The organism is Enterobacter sp. UPMP2060, assembly GCF_053709655.1.
Genome location: NZ_JBSKJQ010000002.1, coordinates 699,041 through 715,537, shown reverse-complemented (window position 1 = coordinate 715,537; position 16,497 = coordinate 699,041). Strand labels below are relative to the sequence as shown.

Sequence of the window (16,497 nt, the reverse complement as noted above, 5' to 3'; positions counted from 1 at the left end):
CCCTCACTTAACGGTGAACATGTTTCACAGCGTAAGCGAGCAGGCGTCAGGAAATGTCTGGTCGGGCTAAAGATGCGCAAATTTCTGTCCCCTCGCTTAGCCGTGCACAAGACAGACGCAAACGTTTTCGTTTATACTGCGCGCAACTTTTTCAGGGGGATTGTTATGATTCGTTTAGGAACTGCGCTGCGACCTGCGGCGACGCGAGTGATGCTGTTGGGATCGGGCGAGCTGGGGAAAGAGGTCGCCATTGAGTGCCAGCGTTTAGGTGTGGAAGTTATTGCCGTAGACCGTTACGCCGACGCACCCGCCATGCACGTCGCCCATCGTTCTTATGTGATTAACATGCTGGATGGCGATGCCCTTCGCGAACTGATTACGCGCGAAAAACCCGATTTTGTCGTGCCGGAAATTGAGGCCATCGCCACCGATACGCTGATCGCCCTGGAGCAGGAAGGCCAGCGCGTGGTGCCCTGTGCGAAAGCCGCAAAGCTGACCATGAACCGCGAAGGCATTCGTCGCCTGGCGGCGGAAGAGCTGGGATTGCCCACCTCGAGCTACCGTTTTGCTGGCGATAAGGCCGCGTTTCTGCAGGCCGTCGAGGAAATTGGCTACCCGTGCATCGTTAAGCCGGTGATGAGCTCCTCCGGAAAAGGACAGAGCTTTATTCGCGACAGCGGCACCCTGGATAACGCGTGGGATTATGCCCAGCAGGGCGGCCGTGCCGGAGCCGGTCGCGTGATCGTCGAAGGCGTCGTGAAGTTTGATTTCGAAATCACCCTGCTGACCGTCAGCGCCGTTGACGGCGTCCATTTCTGCGACCCGATTGGTCACCGTCAGGAAGATGGCGATTACCGCGAATCCTGGCAGCCGCAGCAGATGAGCGCCCTGGCGCTGGAGCGTGCTCAGGAGATCGCTCGTAAAACCGTCCTGGCGCTGGGCGGCTATGGCCTGTTCGGCGTGGAGCTGTTTGTATGCGGTGATGAGGTGATTTTCAGCGAAGTCTCCCCTCGCCCGCATGACACCGGCATGGTCACGCTGATTTCGCAGGATCTCTCCGAGTTCGCCCTGCACGTGCGCGCCTTCCTCGGCCTGCCCGTCGGCGGTGTTCGTCAGTATGGCCCTGCCGCCTCGGCGGTGATCCTGCCGCAGTTAACCAGCCAGAACGTCACGTTTGATAACGTCGACGGGGCGGTGGGCGCAGGATTGCAGGTACGCCTGTTCGGCAAGCCGGAGATCGACGGAACTCGCCGTCTTGGCGTGGCATTAGCCACCGGGGATAACGTTGACGACGCCGTGGCGAGAGCGAAAGCGGCCGCTGCGAGCGTCAAGGTTGCAGGATAAAAAAACGGGCCGTAAGGCCCGTTTTTCATGCGGCGAGTGGCTTACTGCTTCGCGCCTTCAACCGCTTCACGAGCCAGTTTGGTGATGCGATCCCAGTCGCCCGCTTCCAGCACATCCGCCGGAACCAGCCATGAACCGCCGATGCACAGCACGCTTTTCAGCGCCAGGTAGTCACGGTAGTTGGCAGGAGAGATACCGCCCGTCGGACAGAAGCGTACCTGAGAGAAAGGACCCGCAATCGCCTGCAGCGCTTTGGTGCCGCCGTTCGCTTCAGCCGGGAAGAATTTGAACTCTTTCAGACCGTAGTCCATGCCCAGCATCAGTTCAGAGACGGTGCTGATGCCCGGGATCAGAGGAATGGTACCTTCGGTGGCGGCTTTCAGCAGCGGCTCGGTCAGGCCAGGGCTGATGGCGAACTGCGCGCCCGCTTCGGTCACTTCCGCCAGCTGCTGCGCGTTGAGAACGGTACCCGCACCGATGATGGCGTCAGGCACTTCTTTCGCGATAGCGCGGATAGCATCCATCGCGCAGGCGGTGCGCAGGGTCACTTCCAGAACGCGAACGCCACCCGCAACCAGCGCTTTCGCCATCGGTACAGCGTGCTCCAGCTTGTTTACCACGATAACCGGCACGACAGGGCCAGTGGTCAGGATTGCTTCTGCACTTGTTTTCCAGTTTTTCATCAGAGTTTTCTCTCGCCAGATCGTTAAAATCAAGTCGTCTTAAAACGTAATACAGGTTGCGCCCTGCTCCGCACCGGAGAGTTTCTCACGCAGCGCGCTGAACATTTCGCGTCCGGTCCCCACGCGCGATGCGCTCAGGTCAGGAATATGGGGCTGACGTGCCGCCAGCTCGGCTTCATCCACCAGCAGGGTTAACTCGCCCGTCTGGCCGTTCACGCGGATCATGTCACCGTCGCGTACTTTCGCCAGCAGACCGCCGTCGTAGGCTTCCGGCGTCACGTGGATGGCTGAAGGCACTTTACCGGATGCCCCGGAGAGGCGTCCATCGGTGACTAGCGCAATTTTGAAACGGCGGTCCAATAATACACCAAGTGGTGGCATAAGTTTATGTAATTCTGGCATCCCGTTGGCTTTAGGCCCCTGGTGACGCACCACGACCACGCAGTCTTTATCAAGAAGACCGGCGTCAAAGGCCGGTAACACGTCGTGCTGGCTTTCAAATACCACCGCCGGCGCTTCGATCACCTGGTTCTCTTCCGGTACGGCAGAGGTCTTCATTACCGCGCGGCCGAGGTTGCCGCTCAGCACTTTGGTGCCGCCATGAGGAGAGAACGGTTTGTCGATAGTGGCAATCACCTGCGCATCAAGAGACGTGCTCGCCCCTTCACGCCAGTCCAGCTCGCCGTTGTTCAGCCACGGCTCCTGGGTGTAGCGCTGAAGGCCAAAGCCCGCCACGGTATTCACGTCTTCATGCAGCAGTCCGCCTTTCAGCAGCTCGCGCATCAGCAGCGGTACGCCGCCTGCGGCCTGGAAGTGGTTGATATCCGCCGGACCGTTCGGGTACAGGCGCGCCATCAGCGGCACCACGGAAGAGATCTCGGAGAAGTCATCCCAGTTAATCAGAATGCCCGCCGCACGCGCCATGGCCACCAGATGCATGGTGTGGTTGGTTGACCCCCCGGTTGCCAGCAGCGCGACAATCCCGTTGACGATGACTTTTTCGTCAACCATTTTGCCCATCGGCATCCATTCGTTGCCGTTGCCGGTCAGACGCGTCACCTGACGGGCTGCGGCCTCGGTCAGCGCCTTGCGCAGCGGCGCATCCGGCTGGATAAAGGACGAGCCCGGAAGCTGCATTCCCATAAATTCCACGACCATCTGGTTAGTGTTAGCCGTACCGTAGAACGTACAGGTTCCCGGCGCATGATAGGACGCGGCTTCCGCCTCCAGCAGCGCCTGACGGTCTGCTTTCCCTTCCGCGTACAGCTGGCGAATACGCACTTTTTCTTTGTTCGGCAGACCGCTTGCCATCGGGCCGGACGGGACGAAGATCGCAGGCAGATGCCCAAACGACAGCGCCGCCATCACCAGGCCCGGGACAATCTTGTCGCACACGCCGAGGTACAGCGCGCCATCGAACATATTGTGTGACAGCCCCACCGCGGCAGACATGGCAATCACTTCGCGGCTCAGCAGGGATAGCTCCATACCGTCCTGCCCCTGCGTCACGCCGTCGCACATGGCAGGTACACCGCCCGCCACCTGGCCCACCGCATTTACGCTGTGCAGCGCGTTACGGATGATAGCGGGATAGACCTCATACGGCTGGTGGGCGGAAAGCATATCGTTATAGGAGGTAATAATGGCGATATTGTTACGCAACATGCTTTTCAGCGACGCTTTATCATCAGGCTGGCAGGCGGCGAAGCCGTGCGCCAGGTTCCCGCAGGCCAGCTGAGATCGGTGGACGGTGCTGCTCTTTGCCTGTTCAATCCGGGCGAGGTAGGCCGAACGGGTCTCTTTCGAGCGCTCGATAATGCGCTGTGTTACGCGTAACAATGTCGGATTCATAAAAGCTCCTCTAAATTATCTGTCCGGCTCGGGAGTTTACAAAGTCGCTGGCAGTTGTTAACAACGCTGAAACGCTTGCTGTCCGGAGCTCAGGGGCAAAATCACTTCCGGCAGTGTAATAAAAAAAGCTCCGCGGGTGAATCCACGCGGAGCTTAAAAGTTGAAAATTGTGCCACTAGCTGTGTTAGATCATGTTACCGGTAAAATAACACTTTCGAGCTAGAGGATTATCTTACTCAAACTCGTTCCAGGAGCGGCCATCGCGGGTGATCATCGCCACCGACGCGACCGGTCCCCAGGTCCCCGCCTGATACGGTTTTGGCGCATCCTGATCGGCCGCCCAGGCTTCGGTGATGGAGTCGACCCATTTCCACGCCTCTTCCACTTCATCGCGGCGCACGAACAGCGCCTGGATACCGCGCATGGTTTCCAGCAGCAGACGCTCGTAAGCATCGGCCAGGTGCGTCTGGTTAAAGGTTTCGGAGTAGCTCAGATCCAGCTTGGTGGTCTGCAGGTTGTGTTTATGATCCAGCCCCGGCACTTTGTTCAGGATCTGGATATCCACGCCCTCGTCCGGCTGCAGCCGAATAGTCAGCTTGTTCTGCGGCAGTTCCTGCCAGGACTCTTTGAACAGGTTAAGTTCCGGGTTTTTGAAGTAAACCACCACTTCGGAACATTTGGCTGGTAGACGTTTACCGGTGCGCAGGTAGAACGGAACGCCCGCCCAGCGCCAGTCGTCGATATCCACGCGGATCGCCACGAACGTCTCGGTGTTGCTGGACTTGTTCGCGCCCTCTTCTTCCAGGTAGCCCGGCACTTTTTTGCCTTGCGCAAAACCGGCGGTGTACTGGCCGCGGACGGTCTTCTCACGCACGTTGGAGCGATCGATGCGGCGCAGTGACTTCAGCACTTTCACTTTTGCATCACGGATGCTGTCAGCCGTCAGGTCAGACGGTGGAGACATGGCAATCATGCACAGAATTTGCAGCAGGTGGTTCTGGATCATGTCGCGCATCTGACCGGCCTGGTCAAAGTAGCCCCAGCGACCTTCAATCCCCACCTCTTCCGCCACGGTGATTTCCACGTGGTCAATAGTGCGGTTGTCCCAGTTATTCACAAACAGGGAGTTAGCAAAACGCAGCGCCAGCAGGTTCAGTACCGTCTCTTTACCGAGGTAGTGGTCGATACGGTAGACCTGGCACTCTTCAAAGAACTCGCCCACCTGGTCGTTGATTTCACGCGAGGTTGCCAGCGACGTACCCAGCGGCTTCTCCATCACGACGCGCGCCGGTTTGGCGTTCAGTTTGGCTTCGCCCAGACCTTTGCAGATGGCGCCGAAGGTGCTTGGCGGCATGGCGAAATAGTTAATGGTGACACGGTTTTTCTGATCCAGCATCGCGCCTAAGCGGGTAAACGCGCTGACGTCATTAACGTCCAGGTTGCAGAAATCGAGGCGTCCACTCAGGGTATCCCACAAACTTTCATCAATTTTTTCTTTCATGAAAGTTTCGAGCGCCTCGCGGACGACTTTGGTATAAGCGTCCTTATCCCAGTCGGCGCGCCCGACACCCAGGATACGGGTATCCGGATGAATTTGGCCCGCTTTCTCCAGTTGATACAGGGAAGGCAGCAATTTTCGGCGTGCAAGATCGCCTTTCGCGCCGAAAATGACCAGGTCACATGCCTGGGCTGTTTGCGTTACCGCCATGTCATTCTCCTCAGTTGGATCACCTGGTACTTCTGCCAGGTATCGTTGTAATTTTATTACAATGCACTGTACTGCTTTTACGTCATTCCCGAAACCATTAGCGCTTATCGTCGCGTGCGATAACGCGATTTTTCCCCCTTTGGAGGATTACGACGGCGCAATGACGCAACAACCGTCGTTTCTTTGCGCAACGGGGTCACAGCAAAACCCGACACCGATCAAGTAATGAAAAAAAACAACAACATTATCTTGTCGATTGTTACCCTTAATGGAAGCCACAAGGGTAATATCGGTTAAATCGAATCACGATTTCATCAATTTATGAAATCGTTTACACCCATGAGCGTCCTGTTAACATGAACATGCTGGAAAAAATCCAGTTTCAACTGGAACACCTTAGCAAATCCGAGCGAAAAGTGGCCGAGGTCATTCTCGCCTCCCCCGCTCAGGCGATTCATTCAAGCATCGCCGCTCTGGCACAGGAAGCGGGTGTTAGCGAACCGACGGTCAATCGCTTTTGCCGCAGCCTCGAAACGCGCGGCTTTCCTGATTTTAAACTGCATCTGGCACAAAGTCTGGCTAACGGCACCCCATATGTTAATCGTAATGTGGATGAAGACGACAGCGTTGATGCCTATACCGCGAAAATTTTTGAATCGGCTATGGCTTCGCTTGACCACGTCCGCCAGTCTCTGGACATGAGTTCCGTGAATCGCGCGGTGGATTTGCTCACCCAGGCCAAGCGGATTGCGTTCTTTGGTCTCGGGTCGTCTGCCGCCGTGGCGCATGACGCCATGAACAAATTTTTCCGCTTTAACGTCCCGGTGATTTATTCCGATGACATTGTGCTGCAACGCATGAGCTGTATGAATTGCAGTGAAGATGACGTCGTGGTACTGATTTCGCACACCGGCCGCACCAAGAGTCAGGTAGAGCTGGCGCAGCTGGCCCGTGAAAACGATGCCATGGTGATTGCCCTCACCACGGCAGGCACGCCGCTGGCGCGTGAGGCGACGCTGGCGATCACCCTCGACGTGCCGGAAGACACCGACATTTATATGCCGATGGTTTCCCGACTGGCGCAGCTCACCGTGATTGACGTGCTGGCAACCGGTTTTACCTTACGTCGGGGCGCAAAATTCCGGGATAACTTGAAGCGGGTCAAGGAAGCGCTGAAGGAATCGCGTTTTGATAAAGAATTGCTTATAAAGAGCGATGTTCCCTGATAGTTGATAACGAAGACGTAACCAATAATTACGATGTAACGATTTACGGCATTCGGTCCCCTCTCCGCTGCCTTGCAGCAGATGAAGGCCGATTCAATGTTCACGCAACACCAAAGTTGTTTCAGTCAACGGAGTATTACATGTCCAGAAGGCTTCGCAGAACCAAGATCGTAACCACCTTAGGCCCGGCCACCGATCGCGATAATAATCTTGAGAAAATTATCGCCGCCGGCGCCAACGTGGTGCGTATGAACTTCTCTCACGGTACGCCAGAAGACCATAAATTACGTGCCGATAAAGTGCGTGAAATCGCAGCCAAACTGGGCCGCCACGTTGCTATCCTCGGCGATTTGCAGGGTCCAAAAATTCGTGTATCGACCTTTAAAGAGGGTAAGGTTTTCCTCAATATCGGCGACAAATTCCTGCTTGATGCCAACCTGGGCAAAGGCGAAGGCGATAAAGAGAAAGTCGGTATCGACTATAAAGGCCTGCCGGCTGACGTGGTGCCAGGCGATATCCTGCTGCTCGACGACGGTCGCGTACAGCTGAAGGTGCTGGAAGTTCAGGGCATGAAAGTGTTCACCGAAGTCACCGTCGGCGGCCCGCTCTCCAACAATAAAGGCATCAACAAACTGGGCGGCGGCCTCTCTGCAGAAGCGCTTACCGATAAAGACAAAGCGGACATCGTGACGGCTGCGCTGATCGGCGTTGACTACCTGGCGGTCTCCTTCCCGCGCTGCGGCGAAGATCTAAACTATGCGCGTCGTCTGGCACGTGATGCAGGCTGCGATGCTAAAATCGTCGCGAAAGTTGAACGCGCGGAAGCCGTTTGCGATCAGGATGCCATGGACGATGTGATCCTCGCGTCTGACGTGGTGATGGTTGCGCGTGGTGACCTGGGCGTGGAAATTGGCGACCCTGAGCTGGTAGGGATCCAGAAAGCGCTGATTCGTCGCGCACGTCAGCTGAACCGCGCGGTGATCACCGCGACTCAGATGATGGAATCGATGATCACCAACCCAATGCCAACCCGTGCAGAAGTCATGGACGTGGCTAACGCCGTGCTGGACGGTACCGATGCGGTGATGCTCTCTGCGGAAACCGCTGCGGGCCAGTATCCGGCAGAAACCGTGGCCGCTATGGCGCGCGTCTGCCTGGGCGCTGAAAAGATCCCAAGCATCAACGTTTCTAAACACCGTCTGGACGTGCAGTTCGACAACGTGGAAGAAGCGATAGCGATGTCTGCGATGTATGCGGCAAACCATCTGAAGGGCGTTACCGCGATCATCACCATGACCGAATCTGGCCGCACCGCGCTGATGACCTCTCGTATCAGCTCTGGTCTGCCGATCTTCGCCATGTCCCGTCACGAACGTACCCTGAACCTGACGGCGCTGTACCGCGGCGTGACGCCGGTTCACTTCGACAGCACCAGTGACGGCGTAGCTGCGGCACACGATGCCGTAAACCTGCTGCGCGATAAAGGCTATCTGGTGTCCGGTGATATCGTCATTGTGACCCAGGGCGACGTGATGAGCACCATCGGCTCAACCAACACCACGCGCGTTATGACCGTCGAGTAATAATGTCTGTGTTAAAAAGCCCTCTCCAGATGGAGAGGGCTTTTTTTATTTCCGCGGATAAAGCTCTTTGCGTTTATAGGGCTCAGTTTCACCCGGCTTACGCGTTTTAAGCAGCTTCAGGATCCACGTGTACTGTTCGGCATGCGGCCCCACCAGGATTTCTACCTCTTCGTTCATTCGACGCGCAATGGTGTGGTCGTCCGCGGTCAGCAGATCATCCATCGGCGGACGGACCTCAATACTCAGGCGATGCGTTTTGCCGTCATAGACCGGGAACAGCGGGATCACGCGGGCACGACAGACTTTCATCAGGCGACCAATCGCGGGGAGCGTCGCTTTATAGGTCGCAAAGAAATCGACAAACTCGCTGTGCTCTGGGCCGTGGTCCTGATCCGGCAGATAGTAGCCCCAGTACCCCTGACGCACCGACTGAATGAAGGGCTTAATGCCATCGTTACGCGCATGCAAACGTCCGCCAAAACGACGACGCACCGTATTCCAGACAAAATCGTAGATTTTATTTCCCTGGTTATGGAACATCGCCGCCATTTTCTGGCCCTGAGACGCCATCAGCATCGCCGGAATATCAACGCCCCAGCCGTGGGGAACAAGGAAAATGACTTTCTCGTCATTGCGGCGCATCTCCTCGATGATGTCCAGCCCTTTCCAGTCAACGCGATCGACGATTTTATCCGGCCCTTTCAGCGCCAGTTCAGCCATCATCGCCATTGCCTGCGGGGCGGTGGTGTACATTTCATCAATGATTGCCTCGCGCTCGGCGTCGCTTTTCTCAGGAAAACAGTAATAGAGGTTAATCTGCGCGCGGCGGCGGGCGCTCTTGCCTAAACGCCCGGCCAGACGGCCAATTTTCCCCAGAACGGGATCGCGTACGGAAGCAGGCAGCATCGCCATCCCCGCAAAGGCGTAGACACCAAGCCAGGCGCCCCAGTTGCGCGGAAGGCGGAAGGATTTTTCAAACTCAGGAATGTATTCAATATTGTTTTTTTTGGTTTCCATGCTGGATCCAGGGTCTGATGACGCAAAATTTTATTCAGATAGTGTAGCGAGGCAGTCGTCCACGCACAAAAGAAAAAGCCGGCGTCAATGTGCGCCGGCTTTTTTAACAAAAACAGAGGGCTTAGTTTAAGCTCAGCTGCGGCATCACCTCTTTCACCTGCGCCAGATAATCAGTACGATCTTTACCTGTCAGGCCTTCGGTGCGCGGCAGTTTCGCCGTCAGCGGGTTCACGGCCTGCTGGTTGATCCACACTTCATAGTGCAGGTGCGGGCCGGTAGAGCGTCCGGTATTGCCGGAGATCGCGATACGGTCACCACGCTTCACCTTCTGGCCCGGCTTCACCAGCAGCTTACGCAGGTGCATATAGCGGGTCGTATAAGTACGACCATGACGTACCGCGACATAATATCCGGCGGCACCGCTACGCTTGGCCACCACCACTTCACCATCGCCAACCGCCAGTACCGGCGTGCCCTGCGGCATGGCAAAGTCAACGCCACGGTGCGGCGCGACGCGCCCGGTTACCGGGTTCAGACGACGCGGGTTAAAGTTCGAGGAGACGCGGAACTGTTTTGCCGTCGGGAAGCGCAAGAAGCCTTTCGCAAGGCCCGTACCGGTGCGGTCATAGAACTTACCGTCTTCGGCACGAATCGCGTAGTAATCTTTGCCCTCAGAGCGCAGACGTACGCCCAGCAGTTGGCTTTGCTCGCGCTTGCCGTCCAGCATTTCGCGGGACATCAGGACGGAGAACTCATCGCCCTTCTTCAGCTTGCGGAAATCCATCTGCCACTGCATGGCTTTGATCACCGAACTGATTTCAGCGCTGGTCAGGCCTGCATCGCGCGCGCTGGAGACAAAGCTCGCGCCCACGGTGCCTTTCAGAACGCTGTTAACCCAGTCGCCCTTCTGCATTTCGCTGGTCATTTTGAAACCGTTTGCAGTGCGATCGTAGGTGCGGGTTTCGCGGCGGGACATTTCCCAGGTCAGACGCTGGAGATCGCCATCCGCCGTTAAAGTCCAGGAGAGCTGTTGTCCGATTTTCAGGTTACGAAGATCTTTATCCGCAGCCGCCAGCTGGCTGATATTGCCCATGTCGATGCCGTACTGGTTCAGCACGCTGCTCAGCGTATCCCCGGTAGAGACAACATATTCGTGGATACCCGCCTCGTTCTCGGTTTTATCGTCCAGCTCATCCTGCGGGATGGCTTCATCTTCCTGAGCCGCCTGGTCGATAGGCTCACTGGCTTCAGGCAGCAAAGAACGGATTTCGCTCTTTTCAAGCTCAATGGTTTTAATGATAGGGGCAGAACTCGGGTGGTAAACATAGGGCCGCCAGACGGCGACCGCTAAGGTGAGTACTGTAAGCGACCCCAGCATAACGCGATGGGGTCGTGGCAGATTGTTAAATGCCAGGGCGACAGAGCGGGCTATCTGTTGCACGTATTCACTTCCTCGTTAATCTCCTTTCAGGCAGCTCGCATACTGGTTCGCCAGTTGGCTGAGGAACTGCGAATAGCTCGCTTTGCTCAACTGGATATTCGTACCTAGCGGGTCAAGGGTTCCCATGCGCACGGATGTTCCCCTGGCCACGGCTTCTACGACCGCTGGCCTGAACTGTGGCTCAGCAAAAACGCATGTCGCTTTTTGCTCAACCAACTGTGTTCTGATTTCATGTAAACGCTGCGCACCAGGCTGAATTTCAGGGTTGACGGTGAAGTGGCCCAGTGGGGTCAAACCGTAGTGTTTTTCGTAATAGCCGTAGGCGTCATGAAAAACGAAATACCCTTTACCTTTCAACGGTGCGAGCTCATTACCAACCTGCTTATCGGTTGCGGCTAATTGTGCCTCAAAATCCTTCAGGTTGGCGTCTAGTTTGGCTCGACTTTGCGGCATAAGTTCCACTAATTTGTCGTGGATTGCAACCGCTGAAAGCCGCGCTATCTCAGGGGATAACCAAAGATGCATGTTGTACTCGCCGTGATGGTGATCTCCATCACCTTTTTCGCCGTCTGCGGCATGATGGTCATGTTCGTCGCCGTCGTCATCCGCCCCTTTCATGAGCAACGGTTTCACGCCGGAGAGTTCGGCAATCGCGACCTGTTTTTCGCCAGCAACCTGTTTTGCTGACTTTTGCATAAACGCTTCCATTTCAGGACCAATCCAGACAACTAAGTCCGCGTTTTGTAAGCGTTTTACATCTGACGGGCGCAGGGAATAGTCATGCTCAGATGCACCATCAGGGAGCAGAACCTGGGTTTCCGTTACCCCATCGGCAATGGCCGACGCGATGAATCCGAGTGGTTTAAGCGAAGCGACAACCGCAGCGTTAACATCTTGTGCGGTTGTACCCCAAAGGGCAGCGGATAATGCTGCGAAAAGAAGCGTATTTTTATGTAACATAATGCGACTAATCATCGTAGTGAATGCGTGGAATGTGATATTATAACATTCGTTGACTTCTTCAAGCTTAAAATGACATGACGACATTGGTTTCTCTTGAAAATATTTCGGTCTCATTCGGGCAGCGCCGCGTCCTCTCTGACGTGTCGCTCGATCTGAAGCCCGGCAAAATTCTGACGCTGCTCGGCCCCAATGGCGCAGGCAAATCCACCCTGGTGCGCGTGGTGCTGGGTCTGGTCGCACCCGATGAAGGCGTGATTAAGCGCGAGGAAAAATTGCGTATTGGCTATGTGCCGCAAAAACTTCATCTCGACGCCACGCTGCCGCTAACGGTCAGCCGTTTCCTGCGCCTGCGCCCCGGCACTCGTAAAGCCGATATTCTCCCGGCGCTAAAACGCGTGCAGGCGGGCCATCTTGTCGATGCGCCGCTGCAAAAACTGTCCGGCGGTGAAACTCAGCGTGTTTTACTTGCCCGCGCGCTGCTGAGCAGCCCGCAGCTGCTGGTACTGGATGAACCAACTCAGGGTGTGGATGTGAATGGTCAGGTTGCGCTTTATGATTTGATCGACCAGCTCCGTCGGGAGCTTGATTGCGCCGTGCTGATGGTGTCTCACGACCTGCATCTGGTAATGGCAAAAACCGACGAAGTGCTGTGTCTCAACCACCATATCTGCTGTTCCGGTACGCCTGAAGTGGTGTCAATGCACCCGGAGTTTATCTCCATGTTCGGCCCCCGCGGCGCTGAACAGCTGGGCATTTACCGCCATCATCATAATCATCGCCATGATTTACAGGGACGAATCGTACTGCGTCGGGGAAATGGACACTCATGATTGAACTGTTACTGCCCGGCTGGCTGGCCGGGATTATGCTTGCCTGCGCCGCGGGCCCGCTCGGCTCGTTTGTTGTCTGGCGCAGAATGTCCTATTTTGGCGATACCCTGGCGCATGCGTCTCTGCTGGGCGTTGCCTTTGGTCTGCTGCTGGATGTGAACCCCTTCTACGCGGTGATTGTGGTCACGCTGCTGCTGGCCGCCGGTCTGGTCTGGCTGGAAAAGCGCCCTCACCTCGCCATTGATACGCTGCTTGGCATTATGGCGCACAGTGCCCTGTCTCTGGGCCTGGTGGTGGTCAGCCTGATGTCGAACATCCGCGTGGATCTGATGGCCTACCTCTTCGGCGACCTGCTGGCCGTGACGCCGGAAGATCTCATCGCTATCGCCGTTGGCGTGGTGGTGGTGCTCGCTATTCTGCTCTGGCAGTGGCGGAATTTACTGGCCATGACCGTCAGTCCGGATCTGGCATTTGTCGACGGCGTGAAGCTGCAGCGCGTAAAACTGCTGCTGATGCTGGTGACGGCGTTAACGATTGGTGTCGCAATGAAGTTTGTCGGCGCGCTGATTATTACGTCGCTGCTGATCATCCCAGCCGCCACGGCGCGTCGTTTTGCCCGTACGCCGGAGCAGATGGCCGGCGTAGCCGTGATTATCGGGATGATTGCGGTAACGGGTGGGTTAACGTTCTCGGCGTTCTATGACACGCCTGCGGGGCCGTCAGTGGTGCTGAGTGCGGCGGTGCTGTTTATCTTCAGTATGATGAAAAAGACCGCGAATTAACATGGAGGGCGCTGAAGCCCTCACCTGGCCCTCTCCCTCGGGAGAGGGAACAAAACATTACGGCATTGCCGGTGGCGTAATGCCGAAATGATTCCACGCCCGCACCGTTGCCATACGTCCACGGGGGGTGCGTTGCAGGAAGCCCTGCTGGATCAGATACGGCTCCAGCACATCTTCAATCGTCTCACGCTCTTCTCCGATTGCCGCCGCCAGGTTATCCAGCCCGACAGGGCCGCCAAAGAACTTGTCCAGCACCGCCAGCAGCAGTTTACGGTCCATATAGTCAAAGCCTTCAGCATCGACATTCAGCATATCCAGCGCCTGAGCGGCGATCTCCGCGGAAATCGAGCCATCGTGCTTCACCTCGGCAAAGTCACGCACGCGGCGCAGCAGGCGGTTGGCGATACGCGGCGTACCGCGGGAACGTTTCGCCACTTCAAACGCGCCCTCTTCGCTCATTTCAAGCCCCATATAGCGGGCGCTACGGCCAACGATGTGCTGGAGATCCGCCACCTGGTAAAACTCGAGACGCTGCACGATGCCGAAACGGTCGCGCAGCGGAGAGGTCAACGACCCGGCGCGGGTGGTGGCGCCAATCAGGGTAAAGGGCGGCAGATCGATTTTGATGGAGCGCGCGGCCGGGCCTTCACCGATCATGATATCCAGCTGGTAATCTTCCATCGCCGGATAGAGCACTTCCTCCACCACCGGCGACAGGCGGTGGATCTCATCGATAAACAGCACGTCATGCGGTTCGAGGTTGGTCAGCATCGCCGCGAGATCGCCCGCCTTCTCCAGCACAGGGCCGGAGGTGGTGCGCAGGTTGACGCCCATTTCATTGGCGACGATATTCGCCAGCGTGGTTTTGCCTAAACCGGGAGGGCCAAAAATCAGCAGGTGATCGAGCGCATCGCCGCGCAGCTTTGCCGCCTGGATGAAAATCTCCATCTGGGAACGAACCTGCGGCTGGCCGATATACTCATCAAGCAGTTTTGGGCGGATCGCGCGATCCACCACGTCATCTGCCTGAATAGTGCCTGCCGACACCAGGCGGTCTGCTTCAATCATCCTTTACCTCACAATGCAGCGCGCAGCGCTTCACGAATCAGGGTTTCACTGCTGGCGTCCGGTTTGGCAATTTTGCTCACCATTCGGCTGGCCTCCTGAGGTTTATAGCCCAGCGCCACCAGCGCGGCAACCGCTTCCTGCTCGGCATCATCATCCGTTGCAGGGCCGCCAGGAGAGGTCAGTACCAAATCGGCAGCCGGAGTGAACAGATCGCCATGCAGACCTTTAAAGCGGTCTTTCATCTCGACAATCAGGCGCTCGGCGGTTTTCTTACCAATGCCCGGAAGCTTAATCAGCGCCGCAGGATCTTCGCGCTCAACGGCATTCACGAACTGTGGTGCCGACATGCCGGACAAAATCGCCAGCGCCAGCTTCGGACCGACGCCGTTGGTTTTAATCAGCTCGCGGAACAGGGTGCGTTCCTGCTTGTTATTGAATCCGTACAGCAGTTGGGCATCTTCACGCACCACAAACTGGGTAAAGACAATCGCCTCTTTGCCCGCGTCCGGCAGCTCGTAGAAGCAGGTCATCGGCATATGGACTTCATAGCCCACGCCACCTACTTCCAGCAGCACTAACGGGGGTTGTTTTTCAATGATGATGCCTCTGAGTCTGCCTATCACGTGACGCTCCTGCGTTCTGGGAGAAATTAACTGCCGACATAATAAAAAAAGGCTGGATGTTTATCCAGCCTGATTTCTGATTATCGTAACCTGCCTCGCGCCAGATTGAGCCGCGACTCGCTCATTTGCATCGCGTTCTGGCTGACGTGACAGTGGGTAATCGCAATCGCCAGCGCATCCGCGGCGTCGGCCTGCGGGTTCGCGGGAAGCTTCAGCAGGGTACGCACCATATGCTGCACCTGGCTTTTCTCCGCGCTCCCAATGCCCACCACCGTCTGCTTGACCTGACGCGCCGCATATTCGAATACCGGCAAATCCTGATTCACGGCAGCGACGATGGCAACACCGCGCGCCTGACCGAGCTTTAGCGCTGAATCGGCGTTTTTCGCCATAAAGACCTGCTCAATGGCGAAATAGTCCGGCTGAAACTGGGTGATGATCTCCGACACGCCCGCATAAATGAGCTTCAGGCGCGAAGGAAGATCGTCCACTTTGGTGCGAATACAGCCGCTGCCCAGGTAGGTTAACTGGCGTCCCACCTGACGGATAACGCCATAACCGGTGACGCGTGAGCCTGGGTCAATCCCGAGAATAATCGACATCACGCGTCTCCCGTAAACGGTTTACAGGCTCTCATCAGAGAGTCGCTGCAACCTCATCAGAGATTTCACCGTTGTGGTACACTTCCTGCACGTCGTCGCAGTCTTCGAGCATGTCGATCAGACGCAGCAGTTTCGGTGCCGTTTCCGCATCCATGTCCGCTTTGGTGGACGGGATCATGGACACTTCAGCGTTGTCCGCTTTCAGGCCAGCCGCTTCCAGCGCGTCGCGCACGGCACCCATCTCTTCCCACGCGGTATAAACGTCGATAGCACCGTCATCGAAGGTCACCACGTCTTCCGCACCGGCTTCCAGCGCCGCTTCCATGATCGCATCTTCGTCGCCTTTCTCGAAGGAGATGACGCCTTTTTTGCTGAACAGGTAAGCAACGGAACCGTCAGTGCCCAGGTTGCCACCGGTTTTGGTGAACGCGTGGCGCACTTCCGCAACGGTACGGTTACGGTTGTCGGACAGACACTCAACCATCACCGCAGTACCGCCAGGGCCGTAACCTTCATAAATGATGGTTTCCATGTTCGCGTCTTCATCACCGCCCACGCCACGTGCGATTGCACGGTTCAGGGTGTCGCGCGTCATGTTGTTAGACAGCGCTTTATCTACCGCCGCGCGCAGACGCGGGTTAGATGCCGGGTCGCCGCCGCCCAGACGCGCTGCTGTCACCAGCTCGCGAATGATTTTGGTAAAGATCTTACCGCGCTTGGCATCCTGTGCCGCTTTGCGGTGTTTGGTGTTGGCCCACTTACTATGACCTGCCATA

The 16,497-nt window shown here is 56.6% G+C and carries 15 protein-coding genes; 5 read left to right on the top strand and 10 right to left on the bottom strand.

Features of this window, described 5'->3' with window-relative positions:
• The first annotated feature begins 165 nt into the window (after nucleotides 1-165).
• Nucleotides 166-1,344, top strand: coding sequence for a formate-dependent phosphoribosylglycinamide formyltransferase (gene purT, locus ACWKXN_RS08825; RefSeq protein WP_045888028.1), 1,179 nt, complete (start codon nucleotides 166-168; stop codon nucleotides 1,342-1,344).
• A 41-nt stretch (nucleotides 1,345-1,385) separates the two neighbouring features.
• Here purT and kdgA read toward each other — a convergent pair whose 3' ends face one another.
• From kdgA to zwf, 3 genes are all read right to left on the bottom strand, one after another.
• Nucleotides 1,386-2,027, bottom strand: a complete 642-nt coding sequence (gene kdgA, locus ACWKXN_RS08820; protein ID WP_454543644.1) for a bifunctional 4-hydroxy-2-oxoglutarate aldolase/2-dehydro-3-deoxy-phosphogluconate aldolase — start codon at nucleotides 2,025-2,027, stop codon at nucleotides 1,386-1,388.
• 39 nt (nucleotides 2,028-2,066) lie between these two features.
• The gene (edd, locus tag ACWKXN_RS08815; protein WP_454543643.1) at nucleotides 2,067-3,878 is read right to left on the bottom strand and encodes a phosphogluconate dehydratase; all 1,812 of its coding nucleotides are present in this window, start codon (nucleotides 3,876-3,878) and stop codon (nucleotides 2,067-2,069) included.
• Between the two features lie 232 nt (nucleotides 3,879-4,110).
• Entirely contained in the window at nucleotides 4,111-5,586 is a 1,476-nt protein-coding gene (zwf, locus tag ACWKXN_RS08810) for a glucose-6-phosphate dehydrogenase (RefSeq protein WP_023312228.1), read from the bottom strand.
• Between the two features lie 356 nt (nucleotides 5,587-5,942).
• Between zwf and ACWKXN_RS08805 the strand changes: the two genes are divergently transcribed.
• Together ACWKXN_RS08805 and pyk are read left to right on the top strand one after the other, a co-directional pair.
• Entirely contained in the window at nucleotides 5,943-6,812 is an 870-nt protein-coding gene (locus ACWKXN_RS08805; RefSeq protein ID WP_023312229.1) for a MurR/RpiR family transcriptional regulator, read from the top strand.
• A gap of 140 nt (nucleotides 6,813-6,952) precedes the next feature.
• On the top strand, nucleotides 6,953-8,395 hold the full coding sequence (pyk, locus tag ACWKXN_RS08800) for a pyruvate kinase (RefSeq protein WP_039263653.1): 1,443 nt from the start codon (nucleotides 6,953-6,955) through the stop codon (nucleotides 8,393-8,395).
• Between the two features lie 45 nt (nucleotides 8,396-8,440).
• Here pyk and lpxM read toward each other — a convergent pair whose 3' ends face one another.
• The 3 genes from lpxM to znuA all read right to left on the bottom strand — a co-directional run bounded on the left by lpxM (nucleotide 8,441) and on the right by znuA (nucleotide 11,813).
• Nucleotides 8,441-9,412, bottom strand: a complete 972-nt coding sequence (gene lpxM, locus ACWKXN_RS08795) for a lauroyl-Kdo(2)-lipid IV(A) myristoyltransferase (RefSeq protein WP_454543642.1) — start codon at nucleotides 9,410-9,412, stop codon at nucleotides 8,441-8,443.
• 121 nt (nucleotides 9,413-9,533) lie between these two features.
• Nucleotides 9,534-10,853, bottom strand: coding sequence for a murein DD-endopeptidase MepM (gene mepM, locus ACWKXN_RS08790; protein ID WP_023312231.1), 1,320 nt, complete (start codon nucleotides 10,851-10,853; stop codon nucleotides 9,534-9,536).
• A 15-nt stretch (nucleotides 10,854-10,868) separates the two neighbouring features.
• Nucleotides 10,869-11,813: a zinc ABC transporter substrate-binding protein ZnuA gene (gene znuA, locus ACWKXN_RS08785; RefSeq protein WP_045404493.1), complete on the bottom strand. Its 945-nt coding sequence runs from the start codon at nucleotides 11,811-11,813 to the stop codon at nucleotides 10,869-10,871.
• A gap of 77 nt (nucleotides 11,814-11,890) precedes the next feature.
• Between znuA and znuC the strand changes: the two genes are divergently transcribed.
• Together znuC and znuB are read left to right on the top strand one after the other, a co-directional pair.
• Nucleotides 11,891-12,646 carry a zinc ABC transporter ATP-binding protein ZnuC gene (znuC, locus tag ACWKXN_RS08780; protein WP_023312233.1) on the top strand — a complete coding sequence of 252 codons (756 nt, stop codon included), beginning with the start codon at nucleotides 11,891-11,893 and terminating at the stop codon, nucleotides 12,644-12,646.
• Complete coding sequence (gene znuB / locus ACWKXN_RS08775; protein WP_029741768.1) at nucleotides 12,643-13,428, top strand: zinc ABC transporter permease subunit ZnuB; 786 nt, start codon at nucleotides 12,643-12,645, stop codon at nucleotides 13,426-13,428. Before znuC ends, znuB begins: the two co-directional genes overlap by 4 nt.
• 57 nt (nucleotides 13,429-13,485) lie before the next feature.
• Here znuB and ruvB read toward each other — a convergent pair whose 3' ends face one another.
• The 4 genes from ruvB to ACWKXN_RS08755 all read right to left on the bottom strand — a co-directional run bounded on the left by ruvB (nucleotide 13,486) and on the right by ACWKXN_RS08755 (nucleotide 16,496).
• Entirely contained in the window at nucleotides 13,486-14,496 is a 1,011-nt protein-coding gene (gene ruvB, locus ACWKXN_RS08770) for a Holliday junction branch migration DNA helicase RuvB (protein ID WP_023312235.1), read from the bottom strand.
• An 8-nt stretch (nucleotides 14,497-14,504) separates the two neighbouring features.
• Nucleotides 14,505-15,119 carry a Holliday junction branch migration protein RuvA gene (gene ruvA, locus ACWKXN_RS08765; protein WP_023312236.1) on the bottom strand — a complete coding sequence of 205 codons (615 nt, stop codon included), beginning with the start codon at nucleotides 15,117-15,119 and terminating at the stop codon, nucleotides 14,505-14,507.
• An 80-nt stretch (nucleotides 15,120-15,199) separates the two neighbouring features.
• Nucleotides 15,200-15,721, bottom strand: coding sequence for a crossover junction endodeoxyribonuclease RuvC (gene ruvC / locus ACWKXN_RS08760; protein WP_003859749.1), 522 nt, complete (start codon nucleotides 15,719-15,721; stop codon nucleotides 15,200-15,202).
• Between the two features lie 34 nt (nucleotides 15,722-15,755).
• A complete protein-coding gene (locus ACWKXN_RS08755; RefSeq protein WP_008500447.1) occupies nucleotides 15,756-16,496 on the bottom strand; it encodes a YebC/PmpR family DNA-binding transcriptional regulator in 741 nt (246 codons plus the stop codon).
• Between the last annotated feature and the right edge of the window lies 1 nt (nucleotide 16,497).